Raw genomic sequence first — 18,346 nt, forward strand, 5'->3', positions numbered from 1 at the left:
AATATTGTTCGGTAATAAGGTAATATCCGCACACTGCTATTTGAGGACACACCATGATTGACCAACTACGCCAACAACTCGACGAACTTGGCGAAAACTACGTAGAAAAAAACGCTGCATTTAAAATCAAAGTGATCCCATTTTTTTGTGCTATTCGCATTAAAAAAGATCATAAAAGTGAAGGTCGTTTAAGCTTTTATTCAAGTCAATTACTCGAAATATTTTTAGTCGTCTTATTTTTGTTATTCGGTTTAACACTTTACGATACAGATGCAGGATTTACTCATGGCCCTATTCATATTGCCTTTGCTGTTTTAATTACTTTTAATCTTATTATTAAACAAATCGCAATCGAAGGGTTAAAAACCAGACTTGCGTTTCATCGTTTACTAGCAAAAGACTCACAAACAAATAGCGATATAAATAATACTGCTACAAACATAAACGCTAAATAAAATATGTACTTAAATCCTCAATGGCGAATACTCACTGTAGGCGATGGCGATTTATCGTTTTCGAATGCTATTTACACTCACCTATCGCCAAAAGCTTTAGTCGCATCTACTTTCGATGACCAGACCACAATTGAGCAAAAGTACCAGCACAATGCACTTAGCAATTTAAAAGCGCACAACGTTGAAGTACTCAATGGCTTTGACGTAACAAACCCTGCGTGTTGGCAAGCTCTAAGTGAAAGCAAGCACAGCTTTGATGTGGTTATTTTTCAGTTTCCACTCATACCTGCGTTTGTTGGCCGTGAAGCGTTTGAAAACAACACGCGCCAAACCAGCATGAATGTACTTAACCGCGCTTTACTGCACCAGTTTATTAAATACGCTAACGAATACGCGCTTGATAAAAATGGTCCAATGCTGTGCTACATCACCTCAAAGGATGTAAAACCCTATCGCGAATGGAATATAGAAGGCAGTTTAAATACTCATCTAAACATTGAGTATTGTGGGCAAATGCCTTTTGATATTAGCCGCTTTGAAGGTTATAAAATTCGTAATGTTGACCGCGATAAACACGTTAAAGACACCAGCGGTATAACTTACGTTTTCAGCCCAAAAAGTATCGATAAACATACTAGCGAATTAAGCTCACGTCTTACAAAGCCTACATACTTAACACCAAACCATTGCCCGCTTTGTCGCGTTGGCCCCTATATGGCAAATGAAGATGAAACTAAGCATATAAATGCTAAAAAACATAAGCAAATGCTGCACCTTGAAAGCGATTGGCAACAATGGCTAAATGATTTTTATAGCTCGTTAATCTCTAAGTGATAATTTAATTAAATCAGCCGCTTTTTCTGCAATAGCAATAACGGGTGCATTAGTATTACCAGTAATAATGCTAGGCATAATAGACGCATCAACCACGCGTAAATTACTCATCCCATGAACCCTTAAGTTTGTATCTACCACAGCCATTGAGTCTTGTCCCATTTTACATGTACCAACTGGGTGATATTCGGTATCTGCTGTTTGACGAATGAATGCAATAAGTTGCTCATCGTTATTTATATCAAGCGGATACACCATTTTTCCGCGTATGCTATCAAAGGCTTTGCTTTGCATAATCATCAACGTTTTTTTAAGACCTAATAACATTGCTGCTAAGTCATCTGGATGGCTTAAATAATTAGGGTCGATAAGCGGTGCACTACGCGGGTTGTTATCAGCTAACGTAATCGTGCCTCGGCTTTTAGGACGCATAATACTGCTGTGTATACTGTAACCATGCCCAGTGTGTAATTTGCGACTATGATCGTCCACCAGCCCAATAACAAATTCTAATTGAACATCTGGCGCTGGCGAGTCTTCAAATAATTTAATAAAAGCATGCGACTCTGCAAAATTACTGGTTAAACGCCCTTGTCGTTTACTGAACCAATCTACACAACCTTTTAAAATATGCCCTATACCTAACGGGCTCATCCCAAACGTGCCTTTATTGTATTTGGCTTTAAATAATGGCACCACGGTTAAATGATCTTGTAAATTATTACCGACTCCCTCAAGCGGCACAGCAACGTCAATATTATGCGCTTTTAAGTGATTTTTTGGCCCAATGCCTGAAAGCATTAATATTTGCGGTGAATTAATCGCTCCAGCACTCAGTATTACTTCTTTACGTGCGAGCAAATTAATAACCTGATTATTGCGCTCTATTTGCACGCCTTTCGCTATGTTATTTTTTATATTTATTTTATTAACATGGCTATTGGTTAATACAGTTAAATTTGGGCGGTTTAAATACGGTGTTAAATATGCCTTTGCTGCACTACACCGCTCGCCATTATGCTGCGTTACTTGCGATAAACGTGCACCACTTTGTTCTTCGCCATTTATATCGGTACTTAAATTAACGCCCTGCTCAGCACAGGCATTTAAAAAGTATTGATTGACATGGCTTGGGCTATTTAGCTCTTGTATATGCAGTGGGCCTTTTGTACCGTGAAGATCATTATTTATAAACGTTTTATTGTTTTCAGCTTTAATAAAATATGGAAGTAAACTCTCAAAATCCCAACCAGTATTGCCACTAGCCGCCCATTGGTCGTAATCGTATTTATTACCTCGAATATAAACCATTGCATTAGTCGAGCTTGACCCACCCAATACTTTGCCTCTAGGTACAAACCCGCAACGATTATTCAGCGCTTTTTGCACTACTGTATTGTAATGCCAACTATTAATACCATAAGGCACACTCGCCGCAATTCCCGCTGGCATTTGAACAAATGCGCTGTTATCACTTTTTCCTGCTTCAATTAAGCAAACGCTTACATTTTTATCCTCTGACAAGCGCGATGCAATAACGCAACCGCCACTGCCAGCTCCAATAACAATGTAGTCAAATGCGGTGTTGTTCATGGTGTACCTTAATTAGAATTTAAACGGCTTTAATGGCAATAGTGCATAGAAAAACTCAGCAAAACTTGATATTTTTAGACACCGTTTATTTGAGGTTAACTATGAGCAGCCTAATTAGAGCTACGTCACTACAAGGTATAGATACCCTAATTAGAGAGTTTGGCGGCGACCCGTATATGATCATGCGAAGTAATAATATTAATATTGACTTTGAATGCCTGGAAAACCAATATCTGCCTTATCGTGCCTACGCCGAGGTATTAGAGTACTGCGCGTGTAAATTTAATTGCCTCAGCTTTGGCCTTCAGCTTGCAAGCAGGCAAAATTTTGATATTTTAGGACACGTTGCAATAGCAGCCAAAAGCGGCACTAACTTAGGTGATGCGCTCAATTGGGTTGTTAAATACTTGCATTTACATAGCCCTGCACTGAGTTTAACGTCGCACCCTTTAGAGGATGAAAAAAGCTTATTTCTCTCATTCGAAATTAGCCTAAAACCCTTACCTAACATTAGCCAAGCGATTGAGCTTACCATTGGTTTAGCACTCGCTATTATAAAAAAGCTGAGCAATAACCGCTGTAAACCAATGAATGTATTTTTGCCACAAAGATTAAGTGCTAACGCTCGCGCTTATAACGCGTATTTTGGCTGTGACGTTATAGAACACCGTAATAGCGCCGGCATTGTAATAGTGAAAAGCGACTTGGCACTTAAGCTTGAACAATCAGAGCTAAATACGGTACAAGCTGCGCTGAGTTTTTTAGCCAAAAATGCAGAGCACACGCAATCCTTACCCAACCAAGCCAGTGCGTTAATAAGGCCAATGTTGCCTATTTATCAATGCAGTAACCAAACTATTTCTGCTGCGCTGGGTATGCACCCTCGCACCCTACACCGAGAACTTGCAAAACATAATACGAGCTTTGTAAAACTAAAAGATGCCACTCGCCGCGCTTTAGCTGCTCATTACTTAGCGCAGAACCAATATACAATATCAACCATATCTGAGCTTTTAGGGTATCAGGAGCAAGCAACATTATGTGCTAATGTTAAACGCTGGTTTGGGTGTTCTCCTCGTACATACAGGGCTAAAAAAGTGATAGACTAAGCGCTCTTATATTTTCTAAGGAGCGGGTATGAACTTTGTTATTGTTGGCACCAATTTTATTAGCGACACATTGTTAGCCGCTGCAAATACGTTAAACGATTTTAATTTGTACGCAGTGTGCTCGCGTGCAGTATCAAGCGGCGAAGCGTTTTTAGCCAAACACCCACAAAATGCACAAGCTAAAATTTTCACCTCAATCGAGCAAGTTTGCCAAGATCACAATGTCGATGCTGTCTACATAGCCGCCCCTAACAGCTTACACAAACAATATGCCGTTATGTGCCTAGAAGCGGGTAAACATGTCCTTGGCGAAAAACCATCAGCAGCCAATTCTAAAGAGCTTGCAAGCATTATAGCTACAGCAAAAAAGCATCAGCGCCTTTACATGGAAGCCATGATGACCACTCACTTGCCTAACTTTGCACGGCTGCAACAGGCAATGGTAAAAATTGGCACACCACGTAAATACATTGGGCAATATAGCCAATATTCATCTCGCTACGATAAGTACAAAAATGGCGAACGGCCAAATACATTTTTACCTGAGTTTGCTAATGGTGCACTGGTTGACTTAGGTATCTATCCGCTTTATTTACTCATTGCACTTTGGGGCGCACCAAAAAGCGTGAGTGCCAGTGGCGTATTGCTTAATACAGGTGTAGATGGTGCGGGCGATGTATTACTAAATTACGCAGATAAACAAGCTGTTATTAGTTACTCCAAAATATCGCAAGGCGACAACATAACCGAAATACAAGGCGAACTTGGCCGTATTCGTATCGAAGCCGTATCACAACTTAAAAAAATAGAGTTTATTGCTAACAATGGAGAGCGTGAGTTAGTGTCTATCGCATTTGACGAGCACTTTATGAAATTTGAAGTTGAGCATTTTATGCAAATGGTTAGTCAAAAAAAGTTACAATCGGACATTAACACACATCAATTAGCACGTAATGTGATGGCAGTACTTGACGAGGCCCGTAAACAATTAGGGGTTATTTACCCAAACGACACGGTATCCTAAAGATCTAAAAATAAATGTAGGCGTTAACCAACGACAATTAACGCCCACAGTAATTTATTTTATAATATGACTTAGCTACCAATATTACCTAAGCCAGAGCGACCCCCTTCCATGGGCAATCAATTTGGCTTAAATTACTTTTTACAATTGCTGCTAATGGCACATGCACTTTCAATATGTAAATTATTTGTTTCAAAAAAGTACGATGCAAAACTATCACAGCAAAACCTACCAATCAAGATTACCAATTATTTATTTTAAATTAAATTGGTAATACATGTAAAATTACCAATAATGTACTATGATTTTAGTTATAATATGACTTTGCAATTTTGACATAGTGGTTAACTTTACGGTAACCTTTGGTCTTAACATTTGGTCTACGCTTTAAGTTTTACAAGATCTAGCGCGTACAGTCCTTAAGGTATATAAAGGTAAAATATGGGAAATCGTCGCTTATTTTGGCGCATCGTTGATAAGGTTGAGTCTTTAATAAACCAAGGTGAATTTTCTGCTGGCATGCGTTTACCGCCAGAAAGAGAACTAGCAGAGATGTTCGACGTTAGCCGCCCTACAATTAGAGAAGCTATTATCGCATTAGAAGTGCGCGGTCGTGTTGAAGTAAAAACGGGTTCAGGTGTTTACGTAGTAGAAAGCCTCGACGCACCAATTAAATCCCAAGAAATCAGTGCTTTTGAACTAACTCAAGCCCGTGCACTCATCGAAGGTGAAATTGCAGCTTTAGCAGCGTTAAGTATTACAGAACAAGAACTTGAAAAACTAAACAAGACGCTTGAAGCCATGCAAGAAGGCTTATATGTTGAGCAAGCAGACAGAGAATTTCATGAAATAATAGCACGTGCAACGCGTAACAAAGCGCTTGAATTTGCCGTCGCTAATTTATGGGATTTACGCTTAACTAATGCACAAATTGTAACTGATTACAGTAGCGTATGTGCTAATAACAACGAATGCGTAATGGACGAACATACTGCTATTTATAATGCATTAAAGCAACATGATGCAAATGCTGCTCGTGCAGCAATGCATCAACATTTTAATCGACTCATTAACGCGTTATTTGATGCCGTTGAGTCACGCGCTTTAGAAGAAGTGAAACGTAAAAATAGCGAAAAACGAGGCCTCTACTCTTTAGATGGCCTAGTAAAAAGCGCTCATTAATACAATGAAAAGCTAGCACTCGTCCTGATTGCTAGCTTTTTCTCCTCTTTAGCAATAAAAATACCACTTAAATTTAGAATAACCCTCCTTACTTTTGAACATAAAACCTTACGTATAAATATAAAAAAAGATACTATGCCTGCCATTCAACTGGTTGTAATAGCAATCTGCTTGTATTGGATCTATTTGACGATAAGAAAATCACGCTAGAACTAGGCAAAAATTTTTGTATCTAGTTGTTCTAAATGAAAGATTTATGCAGATTGGTATAATTAAGGAGTATTATGCAAGCATCTTCAAAAAGTTATTTACTGGCTATCGTGTGTGTACTGCTTGCCATGATGACCATTCAAACGGGCGCGTCGTTTGCAAAACAGCTTTTTCCAATTGTTGGCCCTGAGGGTACAACGGCCCTTAGACTTGGTTTTTCTGCCTTTATACTTTGCTTAGTGTTTAAGCCTTGGAAACACTTACCCTCGTCGGGTAATCGTATTCCTATAATTGTGTATGGTTTAAGTTTAGGCGGCATGAACATTTTGTTTTATTACGCCATTGAACGCATTCCACTAGGCATTGGTGTAGCGCTTGAATTTACAGGTCCGCTTGCTGTTGCCTTGTTTTCATCGCGCCGTAAACGTGACTTGTTTTGGGTGGCGTGTGCTATTACCGGTATTTTGCTTTTGCTTCCTGATATGAGCGGCCAAGACAGCCTTGATCCGTTAGGTGTAGCGCTTGCGCTTGGTGCCGGTGCATGTTGGGCAGGTTATATATTATTTGGTAAAAAAACAGGCACACAAAGCTCTGGTGGAGCCACTGTCGCATTGGGAATGACCGTTGCCGCTATAGTGCTAGTCCCTTACGGCGGCATTATGCAAAGCGCCGCGTTTACATGGGAAATTATCCCACTGGGTATTGGTATTGCTATTTTATCAAGCGCACTGCCTTACACACTTGAAATGGTTGCACTGCGTAACATGCCTTCACAAGGGTTTAGCGTAATGATGAGTTTAGAGCCTGCAATTGCCTCGCTCGCAGGGTTTATTATACTGGGTGAATTGCTTACTTTATGGCAGTGGCTCGCTATTTTACTTGTAATTATTGCATCTGTTGGTAGCTCTTTTTCAAACGCAAAAAAACAAACTACTTAATTAACTACCAAACTAACCTAAACAAGCTAAATAAAGTCACCACGCACATGGTGACTTTATTGTGCTCTTTACAGTGATTTTTAACTCACAGCCTTACTTTGCTTTTTAGTTGTAACTAAATAGCCAATCAACGAAATAAGCGGCATGCTCGTAGCAACCAGTGCAATACCTGTCCATCCGCCCGCTTCATATAATGGGCTGGCAATAAGCGAGCCTACTGCGCCACCTACAAATATACTCGTCATGTAAATAGCATTTAAACGCGCACGGCTTTGTGGCTCTAGTGCGTACACTGCACGTTGACCCAATACCATATTAGCCTGCACAGCAAAATCAATAAACACACCGGTTAATGCCAATACTATAATGCCGTAAGGTAACTCAAATAAGCTTGGTAAAAAGCACAATGCTGCAATTAGTTTGGCCAGTAACGATACCTGATGTGTATAACCTTTATCAGCCAAACGCCCAATAATGGGGGCAGCTACAGCACCAGCAGCACCCACTAGTGCAAACAATGCTATTTCTGATTGGGATAAACCATACTCACGGGCAAGCACAACCGGTACGCTTGTCCAAAATAAACTGAACGATGCAAACATTAATGCTTGAAAAAGTGAACGTTGGCGCAGCACTGGTTGGCTAATCATTAACTGTTTAAGCGATTTTAATAACTTAAAATACGTTGTTTTATGGGTTGGTTGCCTGCTTGGAATAGCAAAATAAATTACGCCAGCAATAAACACCATACACCCTGCTGCAAAGTAAAATACGGCGCGCCAACCAAAGTGATCGGCTATTAAGCTCGATATAGGTCTTGCTAGCAAAATACCTAACAACAAACCCGCCATAATATTACCAAGAACTTGTCCGCGTTTTTCGTCAGACGATAAATGCGCAGCAAGCGGAATAAGCACCTGAACAGAAACCGAGCTTATACCTATCATCAAACACAAAATAAGCATTACATTGGGTGAATCAGCAAGTGCCGTACCCACTAAACTCAAAAACGACACAGCTAGAGTAATAAGCATTAAACGCTTATTTTCAATTAAGTCAGCTAATGGCACTAAAAAAACAACCCCAAAGCGTAGCCTATTTGTGTAAGCGATACGATAAGGCTAGCACTGCGTGAACTTAATCCAACTTCTGGGGCAAGCAACTCAATAATAGGTTGAGCGTAATAAATATTGGCAACAATAAGACCGCAACACAAAGCAATAATAGTAACGAGTGTATTGCTAAGTGGTTGCGCTGAAACGCCTGTTTGGGTCATGTGTGTCTCTACTTTACAAAAATAATAAAACCCAACCAGCAAACGCGGGTTGGGTTATAACCTCGTAATTTACTTATTTTATTGGTGATGGCTGCCCATGTGGGCTTGAACGTAAATATTGTTTAGGTGCAGTTACTGTAGCGCCAAGCTCTGCAGCTGCATGCCACGGCCAGTGCGGGTTATATAAAATACCACGCGCTAGTGCTACGCCATCGGCTTGATGCTCACTAATAATATCTTCTGCTTGTTGCGCCTGTGTAATTAAACCCACCGCTATAACAGGCATTTTAACCGCTTCTTTTATGGCTGTTGCAAACGGTACCTGGAAATTAGGTTTAACTGGTATTTGTTGCTCTGGGCTTAGGCCCGCCGTACTTACATGAATAAAGTCACAACCGAGTTCATCAAGCGCTTTACTAAGCACTATCGATTGCTCTAAATCCCAGCCACCTTCAACCCAATCAGTTGCCGAAATACGCACACCTACTGCTTTATTACTGGGGAATACCGCTCTTACCGCTTTAAAAACATCAAGCAATAAGCGCATTCTGTTTTCTAGGCTACCACCGTAGTTGTCGTCGCGCTTGTTTGAAAGTAGCGACAAAAACTGGTGTAACAGGTAACCGTGCGCACCATGCAGCTCGATTAAATCAAGGCCGAGTTCATCAGCGCGTTTAGCTGCACTGACAAAGTCTTTAATTAGTGAATCTATGTCAGATTGGCTCATTGCTTTTGGTACTGGGCTTTTATCGTCGTACCCAATTGCCGAAGGGCCGAGCGTTTGCCAGCCATTGACATCATCAGGTGCAATGGCATCGCCACCGTCCCATGGTTTTTTAGTTGAAGCTTTACGCCCAGCATGCGCTAACTGAATACCAATAGGCATAGGGCTGTATTGCCTTACTGCTTTTAGGCTTTTGCCTAGTGCTTGTTGGGTTTCGTTATTCCAAAGCCCTAAATCGCCGTAACTAATACGCCCTTCTGGGTTTACTGCTGTTGCTTCTAAAATAAGTAACCCTGCACCACTTAAACTCAATTGGCCTAAATGAATAGTATGCCAATCGCTAGCAGCGCCATTATTGGCTGAATACTGGCACATGGGTGCAATAATAATACGGTTATCTAACGTTACTTGCCCAAGTGATAAAGGCGAAAATAGTTGGCTCATTGTTAATCCTTAAAAACACGCACAAAAAAGTGCGGACAAAATAAAAAAGAGAATACGAAGCGGCAATCAAACACGCTCACTCAAAAGCTTATGCAGTCACTTATAATTACGACTATCACTCATAATGGGGATAAAAACACACTTTAATAGTGCTAATAAAAGTATAAGTAATGACATTATGAAATATTAATTTTAATGTAATAATCTGTTTAACGAGCACGTCATAACACCAGCTTTAAAACATGAATGACTATTTACCTTTAAACAAGGGTGTAATTTTTAATCTAACTGTACCTAATTACACTAAGCTATTGCTTGTATTGCCTATTAACCAAATAAAAACCCTGAAAATAAGCCATATTTATTCTATAAAAGTGAATTAAAATTCAATTTAAATATTCCCAGCTACTTCACTCCCTGATAAACTGCTTAACTTAATTTACTAATGTAAAACATTTGAACTGGGGATCACTTTTTATGTTTAAACCAAGCTTGTTAACCTTGGCTATTTCCAGCGCTGTTTCTAGCGTATTTTTATTACCAAATGCCGCTCTTGCTCAAGAAGAAGTTGCCGCTAAAAACAAATCACTCGAAGTAATTGAAGTTACAGCAACAAGGCGCAGCGGCTCTGTGCAAAATGCACCGCTAAATATTACCGCCCTAGACGCTGATATAATGAAAGATCAAAATATCAATGAGCTTGCGGATGTAGCACGCTGGGTACCTGGTTTAACAATCACCGATCAAGGTGGCCGCTCAGGCTCGCCTATTATTGTTCGTGGTTTAAATACAAATTCTTCTGGTCCATCGTCAGATGGCGGCACAGTATCTACTTATATAAACGAAATTCCAGTTTCGGTAGATATGCGCCTAGTAGATATTGAGCGCGTTGAAGTATTAATTGGGCCACAAGGCACCCTTTATGGTGCAGGCACATTAGGTGGTGCAATTCGTTACATGCTTAAACAGCCTGAGCTTGATTTTACATCGCTTGAAGTATACGGCGACCTATTTCAAACAAAAGAAAGTGACTCTTTAGGTGGCGAAGGCGGCTTTATATTTAACCTTCCTATTATTGAAGATAAATTAGCAGTTCGTGCAAGCTTAAACGTATATGAAGATCCTGGTTTTATCGATTACGGCTACGTAGTACGCGAGCCAGGCGTATCGTTGCCAGATCCAGATTGGAGCGATAGCTCAGCAGTTAATAACAACCTTAAAAATGTAAAAGACGCCAACGGCGAAACCACCACTACTGGTCGTATTTCTGTTCGCTTTAAACCAAATGAATCGTTTGAAGGTACGCTTAACTACTTTTACCAAAACCAAGACAGCGAAGGCCGCTCGATTGTTCATTACAACAGCCTTAATGCAAACAACGGTTTAAGCGACGTAATAGGTAAATACGAATCAGCTTATCGCTTTGAAGAGCCTCGCGAGAAAAAAGATCAATTACTAAGCCTTGAGCTAAAAGCCGACCTAGGTTTTGCAGAGCTGGTATCGGCTACTGGTATTTCGAGCTTTGATGCCGACGGCCAACGCGACCAAACAGACTTACTTATTCGTCTTGATTACGGCTATGAAGAGTTTCCTTCGTTTTCATCTTTCACGCGTGAGATTGAAGAAGAAGACACCTTCACCCAAGAGCTGCGTTTAGTATCGCAAGGCGATAGTGACTTAAACTGGATTGTTGGTGCGTTTTACAACAAAATAGAAACGGATGCTTCTAGTAAAGAGTTTACGCCTGGCTTTGGTGACTTTGCAGTAGAAAACTTTGGCGCTTCGCAGTCTCGCCCAGATCAACTTGAGTACTTCTCGGTAGATCGTACCGAAATAACAGAATCAGCTTTATTTGGCGAAATAGGCTACCAAGTAACAGAAAAACTAGACGTAACTTTAGGTATGCGTTTATACCAATACGACGTTGAATCTGAGTCAGCTGTAGATTTTCCATTATTTAATACCTTATTTGATGACGCAGCACCTGATGCTATTTCATTAAACTTTGAAAAAAATGAAGCTGACGATAACGGCAGCCTCTTTAAGTTTAATGCTAAATACCAATTCACAAATTCAGTCATGGGCTATGTAACGGTAAGTGAAGGATTTAGAATCGGCGGTTCAAATGGTTTAGCACCGTGTCCTGATCCATTACCAGCTAACCAAGCAGGTTGTGGTAGTCCAGAAGAAATGCTTTACGATGCCGATACAACAACAAACTACGAGTTAGGCTTTAAAAGCACCTGGTTTAGAAGCCAACTTCACTTTAACGCCGCGCTATTTAACGTAGATTGGGATGATGCACAAATTGCAGGTGCTACTGATGTAGGCCAACTACCGTACTTATCTAACGCAGGTAGCGCTAACGCAAAAGGGATTGAAATATCTACCCGTGCCATTTTATCTGACTCGTTTTCAGTTTATGCAACCTATGCTTATACAAAAGCAGAGCTAACATCAGATGCACCATTTTTGTTTAATGCTGATGGTACCGATGGCGCAGAAGACGGCGACCGTTTACCAGGCTCTCCAGAACATCAGTTCTCAATGGGTGTAAACTATCAAACAGATGTATTTAGCGATAAAACCCTTGATATTAACTACGGTTTAACCGCGCAAAGCGATGTAATTACAAGAGTTGGCTTGCATGACAATGGCGAAACACTACCAGGTTACAGCTTAAGTAATATATCAGCTAAATTAACAGCTGATGCATGGTCAACTACCCTATATGTTGATAACCTATTCAACAAATACGCGGTTACATCCGTTCGTCGTTCAGATGCCGATATAACATCAGCTAATGGCGCCGACATACAACGTAACTACGGCCATTACATTAATCGCCCGCTTACGGTGGGTGTTAAATTTAACTACAAATTTGAAATATAGTTTATAGTAATTTTTAAACAATGTTCTAAGGCTCAAATTTATTTGAGCCTTTTTATTTTCTTTCACAAAATAATTACCAAAAACCATGCAGCCAAATTTAAAGCAACTTCATCAAAGCGCAATACACTCCCTAAACCAAGGTAAAATAGAGCAAGCACACAAAGCCCTAGTGGAGTTAGTTACACTCAAACCAGACTTTGCTGATGGGTATTTTTTGCTGGCAATGGTTAATTTAACTGTTGGGCAAATACACAAAGCAATAAAGCTCATCAAAAAAGCCCTCACCCTTGGCCAAAGTATTGAATACACCGCGCAACTTGCTAAATGTTACGCACTTACTGGCGAATTACAAAAAGCAAAAAACACCGCTCTATCGGTTTCATTAAAGCAAATAACTAAAGCCCTTGATGCCGACACACTTGGCGTTGCACTTACTCAAGCAGGCATTCACGAACACGCACTTAACTACTTTGAGCACGCTATTAAACTGGCTACAGCGGCTAACAAAGCTCAACCCCCGTTTTATTATAACTACGGCGTAAGCGCTAAGTTTTTAGGATTATTCGATAAAGCCCAACACGCTTTTGAAAATGCCATAGCGCTTAACCCACTGCACCATCAAAGTCATTTTGCATTAAGTGATTTAACTAAAGTAAGTAAACAAAACAATCATATTGAGCGCTTAAAAAATGTATTTGAGCAAGTAACACACCCCGATGCAAAACTGCATATAGGCCATGCTTTAGCAAAAGAGTATCAAGATATTGGTGAATATTCAGAGGCTTTTAACGCGTTAGAGCAAGGTAAAGTAGCAAAACGTGCTGTACAGCCGTTTGATCATAAAAGCTCAACTGAGTTATTTGAACATATTAAACACTTAAGTGAGCAGCATAAACAAGCGCTAACACAAGGTAACCCAACGGCCGAACCTATTTTTGTATTAGGCATGCCCCGCTCTGGAACCACATTGGTTGAGCGTATTTTATCGAGCCACAGCGACGTGCAATCAGCCGGTGAATTACAAGACTTTGGCCTAAGTGTTAAAAAGCTGAGCCAAACACAAACACCCCATGTGCTCGACACTCAAACGCTCAGTAAAGCCTACGAGCTTGATTTTAATCAGCTTGGGTCAACCTATTTAAACGCAACACGCGTAATAACAGGCAGCCATAAACACTTTATTGATAAGCTCCCGTTTAACTTTTTTTATATCGACTTAATAACCAAAGCACTGCCAAACGCCAAAATAATTTGTATGCTGCGCGATCCAATGGACACCTGTATTGGTAACTACCGCCAATTATTTACCATTAATAACCCCTACTACGCCTACTCGCTCGATTTACTCGACACAGCAAAATTTTACAGTCGTTTTTACAAACTAATGCAGCACTTCAGCATGCAACACAGCAATATAAAATTAGTAAAATACGAAGAATTAGTCTCACAGCCCGAGCAGCAAATTAAAGAGTTAGTCAGCTTTTGTAACTTAGAGTGGCAAGAACAATGTATAGATTTTCACTTAAACACTGCACCGGTCTCTACCGCCAGTAAAGTGCAAGTACGCCAACCACTTAACAACAAAGCAATTGGCCGTTGGAAAGCGTTTAAGCCACATACTAATACAGCAGTGGAGTACCTTTTAAAACAAGGTATTAGCGCTTAGTAAGCGTGTTTTATTATGGTTAGTGAAAGCAGCGAAGCTGGTCGCTTTATTCCAATTACTAGCAGAGATAAATCATAATGTGTGAAGTTACACACCTACAACTTTACTTCGCCTTTCAATTAGTACAACGTCACGCCAAACATTATTCATTTGACCAAGTTTTTCACGAATACCTAGTTGGCGGAAGTTATTATTTTTATGAAGTTTGAGGCTACCTTTATTTTCAGGAAAAATAGCAGCTTGAAGCATCCATATGTTATTTCTCTCAGAATCTGAAATTAGATTTGAAAGTAATTTTTGCCCAATTCCTTTTCCTTGAGCATCCAGTGCAACATACACACTAACTTCTGCTACGCCAGAATATACTTCTCGAGTTGATATGGCTGAAAGTGCAGCCCAGCCTAGAATATTATTATTGTCCACTGCCACAATCCGAGAGTGACTAAGCATTGAATTATTCCACTCATCCCAACTTTTAGTTACCTGCTGGAAGGTGGCGTTTCCGGTATCAATACCTTGCTTATATATACTTTGCACTGAAGGATAATCAGCCTTATCAAACGCACGAATAATCACAAATCCCTCCGAGGCAACTAACGAGCCTTTAGATTAACTCGTTTTTAATTTATTTTTATTGATGGTTTAACCATAGCTGAGTTCCTATTTTGGTTCAATCGATTACAGTGTTTTATGCAGAATATAAAGTGGGCGTTTGGTGTTGTTTTAATTAGTGTTTTGAAAGGGGTTACCGATATTTGAGTAATTAGAGAAGAGGATAAACGGCGAAACTAGACAGCCACTTTAATTATACAAGCCAAACTGTGTCATAAAATTTATCTTTTAAGTTAAAAATTTACCTTTCCTACTGGATTACTTTCATTTCACCTATTAAATAAGTCATTAACTCTATTAAACCTAAATCACACGCATAAAAATGGCTGCATGGTGCAGTTGTGATTTATTACTGAATAGTTTTACTGAGTAGCTTAAGCTTTATGCAAGTAGCTTTTCGCAGTTACTGATATTCGCCCGTCGCTTTCTGTTTAAATTTTCACAGTAACTTGCTTGTGAACTTGGCCTGCCTACTGCACCATGAAATACACGCGTAAATTGTGTGGTGAGTTTTAACCAGTTTTCGGGGGATATATTCACTCTTTCGAGTAAGGGTAGGTGCGAACTTTCAATATAACCTCGTTTACCTTCTCGTATACAACGTCCAGTTAACTCAACAAGTTCAAGATACGATTTAAGCTTAAACGGCAGCCCTTTTGGCATAATTTGACGTGGCATGCCTGCAACGGCGAAACTAGACAGCCACTTTAATTATACAAGCCAAACTGTGTCATAAAATTTATCTTTTAGGTTAAAAATTTACCTTTCCTATTGGATTACTTTCATTTCACCTATTAAATAAGTCATTAACTCTATTAAACCTAAATCACACGCATAAAAATGGCTGCATGGTGCAGTTGTGATTTATTACTGAATAGTTTTACTGAGTAGCTTAAGCTTTATGCAAGTAGCTTTTCGCAGTTACTGATATTCGCCCGTCGCTTTCTGTTTAAATTTTCACAGTAACTTGCTTGTGAACTTGGCCTGCCTACTGCACCATGAAATACGCGCGTAAATTGGGTTGTAAGCTTTAACCAGTTTTCTAAAGATATATTCACCCTTTCTAATAAAGGCCGGCGAAACTAGACAGCCACTTTAATTATACAAGCCAAACTGTGTCATAAAATTTATCTTTTAGGTTAAAAATTTACCTTTCCTACTGGATTACTTTCATTTCACCTATTAAATAAGTCATTAACTCTATTAAACCTAAATCACACGCATAAAAATGGCTGCATGGTGCAGTTGTGATTTATTACTGAATAGTTTTACTGAGTAGCTTAAGCTTTATGCAAGTAGCTTTTCGCAGTTACTGATATTCGCCCGTCGCTTTCTATTTAAATTTTCACAGTAACTTGCTTGTGAACTTGGCCTGCCTACTGCACCATGAAATACACGCGTAAATTGTGTGGTGAGTTTTAACCAGTTTTCGGGGGATATATTCACTCTTTCGAGTAAGGGTAGGTGCGAACTTTCAATATAACCTCGTTTGTCTTCTCGTATACAACGTCCAGTTAACTCAACAAGTTCAAGGTACGATTTAAGCTCAAACGGCAGCCCTTTTGCCATAACCTGACGTGACATGCCTGCAAAGCGCAGTAGTTGTTTTGGTTGCTTGCCATCCTTTGCATACGTTAAACGCTGTTTGATGCTGGTATGGTATGACTCCTCTGGGGTGTTAGCCATTTTCGCTCTAATAGGGTTTAAATCGACATACGCCATACAAGCAGCAAGTGCCGCTTCATCCAGAAGTGCTTGGGACGTAAAACGTCCCTCCCAAAACCTACCTGTGCAGTTATCTTCTTTGTTCGCTCTGCGGGCAATATCTTCATTTAGTAATCGCATAAACCAGCTAATACTGGATAGGCGCTCGCGGTAGTCGTTTACTGTTTGATTGAAAAAGATAAGTTCGGCTTTACTTAGCTTTTCACCTTGTACATATTTTTTGCGTAAGTACAGTGCCTTTACAGAGCTTATGCCAGCGAATGATAATCGCTTTATCGTTTAATCGATTCGCTTTTTTATCATCAACATACAGTACTAAGTGGGTGTGATTACTCATAACAGCGTAAGCACATACATCAATACAAAATACCTTCGCTAATTCAAGCAGCTTATCTTCAACCCACCCTCGTCGATGCTCGTAAGATTTGCCTGTAAAACTGTCTTCTCCACATAAAAATGCACGACGAACACAGCGTGAAATACAATGGTAGTATTTTGTATCAACCAAACTTATTTGTCGTTTTCTTGCAATTGCCATAAGACACCCAGCTTGTTTTTTGTACTAATTAAAGGCTAGCCTTTAATTTTGAAAAGTGCAAAATTTAGGATGGGTGTCTAGTTTGTTTCCTTGGCGTAAACCGCAAGACAAGTAACGAAAAAGCCGTCAGACTGATTTGCCTTGTTAGCGGTCATTTTGGCTCAAGTTAGCAATGACCTTTTTTGCTGCAGTGGAAAGCAGAAGCTTAGAATACAGCCGATGAAAACCGCCAAACATGTGAAACACTATACCGAACTTGCCATCTGCTCTCGTCGAAATTACTGCAGAACCAAAATACAGTGTAGTAGACGGTGTTGTGCCATCTTGCGGCTTTACGCAAAGCCAGGACCTCGTTTGCCATGCAGCAAGTAGAATTTCGTTACTTGATCGGCTCTCGACCTGCCATGCTGAGAGCTCGGTTGAATTTGACTGCGCAAGTAGCGACACCTCTTCGTCCGAAGATGGAATACAAAGCGCCTTAGCGAGCAACCAACGCTCAAATTTAAATAGACGTGTTGTGTAGAAGGCCTCAATGAACTGAGACAACGTCACCGATTTAGAGATCGAAGTACAATAGCAATCAGTGAACGCCCGCTTATTGTAAGCACTAAGCAATGAGGTATTGGGCGCAGGTACTAGTGATGGCATTTGTATCATGTCTCTTTTGAGCTAATGTTTGTCCACTGCTGCTTTATGGCTGTCTATCAAAAACTTTGACTCCATCAGGAATCTGATACCAATCTTGTTTCTCGCTTACCCAAACATGAATAGTAGGGTTAATAATACTGGTGTCTGATAAATTACTAGGCTTAAGTTTTAGCTTACCAGGCTCATTGGGATCAAAGTGGTAGATTCTATTCCCACATGTAGGGCAAAACATCGCACCACTGGTATTACCACTATCCGCAACCCGACTCCAACTCTTCATTTCGCCTTGAAACTTGACGCTATCCGCATTAATCATAGCAGTTATACTAAAAGCACTAGTGGATAATTTTTGACACTCTTTACAGTGACATGCAGCAACGAACAAAGGCGGCTCCAATAACTCATACTGAACTCCGCCACATTGGCATGAACCTTTAATTGAATATCCTGTATTACTCAAATTTTTCTCCTTACTA

General features: G+C 40.0%; 14 protein-coding genes and 3 pseudogenes. 8 read left to right on the forward strand and 9 right to left on the reverse strand.

Annotated features, from left to right (window positions below):
* Window positions 1–53 precede the first annotated feature (53 nt).
* Window positions 54–455: a hypothetical protein gene (locus P4S71_RS01490; protein WP_008134428.1), complete on the forward strand. Its 402-nt coding sequence runs from the start codon at window positions 54–56 to the stop codon at window positions 453–455.
* A 3-nt stretch (window positions 456–458) separates the two neighbouring features.
* A complete protein-coding gene (locus tag P4S71_RS01495; RefSeq protein ID WP_096794431.1) occupies window positions 459–1,289 on the forward strand; it encodes a class I SAM-dependent methyltransferase in 831 nt (276 codons plus the stop codon).
* On the opposite strand, the gene P4S71_RS01500 is transcribed toward P4S71_RS01495, so the two are convergent.
* The gene (locus tag P4S71_RS01500; protein ID WP_337149890.1) at window positions 1,275–2,882 is read right to left on the reverse strand and encodes a GMC family oxidoreductase; all 1,608 of its coding nucleotides are present in this window, start codon (window positions 2,880–2,882) and stop codon (window positions 1,275–1,277) included. The two genes, P4S71_RS01495 and P4S71_RS01500, sit on opposite strands and share 15 nt — an antisense overlap.
* A 101-nt stretch (window positions 2,883–2,983) precedes the next feature.
* Between P4S71_RS01500 and P4S71_RS01505 the strand changes: the two genes are divergently transcribed.
* From P4S71_RS01505 to P4S71_RS01520, 4 genes are all read left to right on the forward strand, one after another.
* Window positions 2,984–3,991 carry an AraC family transcriptional regulator gene (locus P4S71_RS01505; protein ID WP_337149891.1) on the forward strand — a complete coding sequence of 336 codons (1,008 nt, stop codon included), beginning with the start codon at window positions 2,984–2,986 and terminating at the stop codon, window positions 3,989–3,991.
* A 28-nt stretch (window positions 3,992–4,019) separates the two neighbouring features.
* Entirely contained in the window at window positions 4,020–5,015 is a 996-nt protein-coding gene (locus P4S71_RS01510; protein WP_337149892.1) for a Gfo/Idh/MocA family protein, read from the forward strand.
* 441 nt (window positions 5,016–5,456) lie between these two features.
* Window positions 5,457–6,197, forward strand: a complete 741-nt coding sequence (locus P4S71_RS01515) for a FadR/GntR family transcriptional regulator (RefSeq protein ID WP_007375632.1) — start codon at window positions 5,457–5,459, stop codon at window positions 6,195–6,197.
* Between the two features lie 284 nt (window positions 6,198–6,481).
* Entirely contained in the window at window positions 6,482–7,345 is an 864-nt protein-coding gene (locus tag P4S71_RS01520) for a DMT family transporter (RefSeq protein ID WP_337149893.1), read from the forward strand.
* A gap of 80 nt (window positions 7,346–7,425) precedes the next feature.
* Here P4S71_RS01520 and P4S71_RS01525 read toward each other — a convergent pair whose 3' ends face one another.
* From P4S71_RS01525 to P4S71_RS01535, 3 genes are all read right to left on the reverse strand, one after another.
* A complete protein-coding gene (locus P4S71_RS01525) occupies window positions 7,426–8,415 on the reverse strand; it encodes an MFS transporter (RefSeq protein ID WP_337149894.1) in 990 nt (329 codons plus the stop codon).
* Window positions 8,415–8,621, reverse strand: a complete 207-nt coding sequence (locus P4S71_RS01530; protein WP_337149895.1) for a hypothetical protein — start codon at window positions 8,619–8,621, stop codon at window positions 8,415–8,417. The genes P4S71_RS01525 and P4S71_RS01530 overlap by 1 nt, the downstream gene beginning before the upstream one ends.
* A 73-nt stretch (window positions 8,622–8,694) precedes the next feature.
* Window positions 8,695–9,789 carry an NADH:flavin oxidoreductase/NADH oxidase gene (locus P4S71_RS01535; RefSeq protein ID WP_337149896.1) on the reverse strand — a complete coding sequence of 365 codons (1,095 nt, stop codon included), beginning with the start codon at window positions 9,787–9,789 and terminating at the stop codon, window positions 8,695–8,697.
* A 477-nt stretch (window positions 9,790–10,266) separates the two neighbouring features.
* On the opposite strand from P4S71_RS01535, the gene P4S71_RS01540 reads away from it, so the two are divergent.
* Both P4S71_RS01540 and P4S71_RS01545 read left to right on the forward strand, forming a co-directional pair.
* The gene (locus P4S71_RS01540) at window positions 10,267–12,681 is read left to right on the forward strand and encodes a TonB-dependent receptor (protein ID WP_337149897.1); all 2,415 of its coding nucleotides are present in this window, start codon (window positions 10,267–10,269) and stop codon (window positions 12,679–12,681) included.
* Between the two features lie 85 nt (window positions 12,682–12,766).
* Complete coding sequence (locus P4S71_RS01545) at window positions 12,767–14,347, forward strand: tetratricopeptide repeat-containing sulfotransferase family protein (RefSeq protein WP_337149898.1); 1,581 nt, start codon at window positions 12,767–12,769, stop codon at window positions 14,345–14,347.
* An 87-nt stretch (window positions 14,348–14,434) separates the two neighbouring features.
* On the opposite strand, the gene P4S71_RS01550 is transcribed toward P4S71_RS01545, so the two are convergent.
* The 5 genes and pseudogenes from P4S71_RS01550 to P4S71_RS01570 form a co-directional block, all read right to left on the reverse strand.
* Complete coding sequence (locus P4S71_RS01550) at window positions 14,435–14,923, reverse strand: GNAT family N-acetyltransferase (protein WP_096794423.1); 489 nt, start codon at window positions 14,921–14,923, stop codon at window positions 14,435–14,437.
* Between the two features lie 417 nt (window positions 14,924–15,340).
* A pseudogene (locus P4S71_RS01555) lies at window positions 15,341–15,643 on the reverse strand (hypothetical protein); the annotation flags it as partial.
* A 215-nt stretch (window positions 15,644–15,858) separates the two neighbouring features.
* A pseudogene (locus P4S71_RS01560) lies at window positions 15,859–16,032 on the reverse strand (transposase); the annotation flags it as partial.
* A gap of 214 nt (window positions 16,033–16,246) precedes the next feature.
* Window positions 16,247–17,222: pseudogene (locus P4S71_RS01565) on the reverse strand (transposase).
* Between the two features lie 691 nt (window positions 17,223–17,913).
* Window positions 17,914–18,330, reverse strand: coding sequence for a GFA family protein (locus P4S71_RS01570; RefSeq protein ID WP_096794420.1), 417 nt, complete (start codon window positions 18,328–18,330; stop codon window positions 17,914–17,916).
* Between the last annotated feature and the right edge of the window lie 16 nt (window positions 18,331–18,346).

The organism is Pseudoalteromonas sp. B62 (assembly GCF_037162565.1).
GTDB lineage: Bacteria > Pseudomonadota > Gammaproteobacteria > Enterobacterales > Alteromonadaceae > Pseudoalteromonas > Pseudoalteromonas fuliginea.